The organism is Clostridium thailandense, assembly GCF_019207025.1.
GTDB lineage: Bacteria > Bacillota > Clostridia > Clostridiales > Clostridiaceae > Clostridium_AM > Clostridium_AM thailandense.
On sequence record NZ_JAEEGC010000064.1, the window covers coordinates 1 to 1,763 of the forward strand.

2 protein-coding genes are annotated in these 1,763 nt (G+C 27.7%); one reads left to right on the top strand and one right to left on the bottom strand.

Features of this window, described 5'->3' with window-relative positions; genetic code table 11:
* Positions 1-283: 283 nt before the first annotated feature.
* Positions 284-859, top strand: coding sequence for a DUF1836 domain-containing protein (locus tag I6U48_RS14215; RefSeq protein WP_218321130.1), 576 nt, complete (start codon positions 284-286; stop codon positions 857-859).
* A 63-nt stretch (positions 860-922) separates the two neighbouring features.
* On the opposite strand, the gene I6U48_RS14220 is transcribed toward I6U48_RS14215, so the two are convergent.
* Complete coding sequence (locus I6U48_RS14220; RefSeq protein WP_218321131.1) at positions 923-1,561, bottom strand: RusA family crossover junction endodeoxyribonuclease; 639 nt, start codon at positions 1,559-1,561, stop codon at positions 923-925.
* Positions 1,562-1,763 lie beyond the last annotated feature (202 nt).

A 1,763-nucleotide genomic window follows, 5' to 3' on the forward strand; every position in this document is an offset into this window, starting at 1 on the left:
GTTAAAAGTCATTTAGACTTTTAACCAATCAAATCTTCTAAGCTTTTTCAAAAATATGAGCTAAGACTTGTAGCAAAAGTATTTAAATGTGTCTTCCAGAATGTAAATATATCCCTGCGTATAAGTTAAGTGTCTGGTGTGGTTATCTATAAGTGCAGCAGTCCCTTTTTATATTCTTATTGAATAGTTGTACACTATAAGATTATAATATATAAAGAAATGTCTATAGTAAAATATGTTAATATGTGTATAGAGTACAAAAGTTTGAAAGAAGGATGCTCATATGAATGAAAAAGAAATATTAGGATTGTTAGATGAACTATGTTCCTTTAATCAGTTGAAATATTCCAATATACCAGATATAGATTTATATATGGATCAAGTTACTACATTTATAGATGAAAAGCTTTCTTATTTAAAGAGAGATGAAAAAGAAGTAGCATTAACTAAGACTATGATAAATAATTATACTAAATCAGGGATTTTGATGCCACCTAAAAAAAAGAAGTATTCTAGGCAGCATATGGTATTGATTATTCTTACTTACTATTTAAAGCAGATATTATCAATAAATGATATACAAACGCTTTTTTCTCCTCTGGTAAATGAGATGAAATCTGGAGAAAATTATGATAAGGATTTAGAAAATATATATAACGGTTTTTTGGATATAGAAGAAAGTGAAATCAATGATTTTAAGAACACTTTTCATGATAAGATTGCTGAAAAAGAAAAATTAGCAGACAACGATGATAAAAATATAAATGAGTTAATTGTAATTGTATTATCCTTAGTAATTAAATCAAGTATACAAAAAAGAATGGCGGAAAAGATAATTGACGAGTTTTTTAAGAAATAGAATTTAAGGCCGAAAGCTAACTTTTGGCCGTGAGATGCTATAATAATAGCAGAATGAAAATATTTAAAATAAATTTTTAAAGCAGTTTTTACATATTAACATTTTGCCTTTGTTGGCAGTGATACAGTCGGATTTTTTTATAATTTTATTGCATATTTCGCAGTGAAACACATTTTCATCAGATTTATCAGAGCTGGATTTGCAAGCTTTTGAAGGTAAAGCTATTTTTGATCTTCTATTTGGAGGAGGAGAATATTCTATTGGTGTGTCTTCAATTTCTTTTTTTATTATTTTATAATCAATAGAATATATACTTTCAGCAAAGAGTTCTAACTCAAATCTTGGATTTTCTTTATCATAAAATTCCTCTATTATAATTCTTCTTATTTGAGCATCATTTATAATAAGTCCACTTTTTTCAATACCATCAAAAATGCTTTTGGTTATATTATTAGTATCAGGATGCCTTTTGGGGCTTTTATAATATACTTTAAGTATTGCGATTAAGGCTTCAGAAAAAACTATGCCAGGATTTTGTAGTCTTGCAGCATAGGCTATTTCTTCTTCATAAAGAGCGTATCTATCATGATATTTACCGGAATTAAAAGGTAGTATAGCTCTTCCATTTATATTAAATAACTTAAAATTAGATTTTGATATTGGGGAACCTTTTACTATAACTTTTGCATAATTATGTTTCATAAATTACTCCTTCTATATTGTATATAGGTTAACTTTACTAATAATTATATCATAACTGTGTTTGCAAAATAAAAATAATGCGACGCAAAATTTTTTCAGAGGACAATTGACAGAGGACAGAGGACAATGAAGGTTGCTTTTCTTCCGCTGTCGCTACAGAAAAGCTTTAATTATTTTTTATTTAGCGGCTTTGCCGCAAGCC

What these genes read in the sequence shown, in the direction of transcription:
- I6U48_RS14215 (WP_218321130.1), top strand. Translation starts at nt 284, where the DNA reads ATGAATGAAAAAGAAATATTAGGATTGTTAGATGAACTATGTTCCTTT.
- I6U48_RS14220 (WP_218321131.1), bottom strand. Translation starts at nt 1,561, where the DNA reads ATGAAACATAATTATGCAAAAGTTATAGTAAAAGGTTCCCCAATATCA.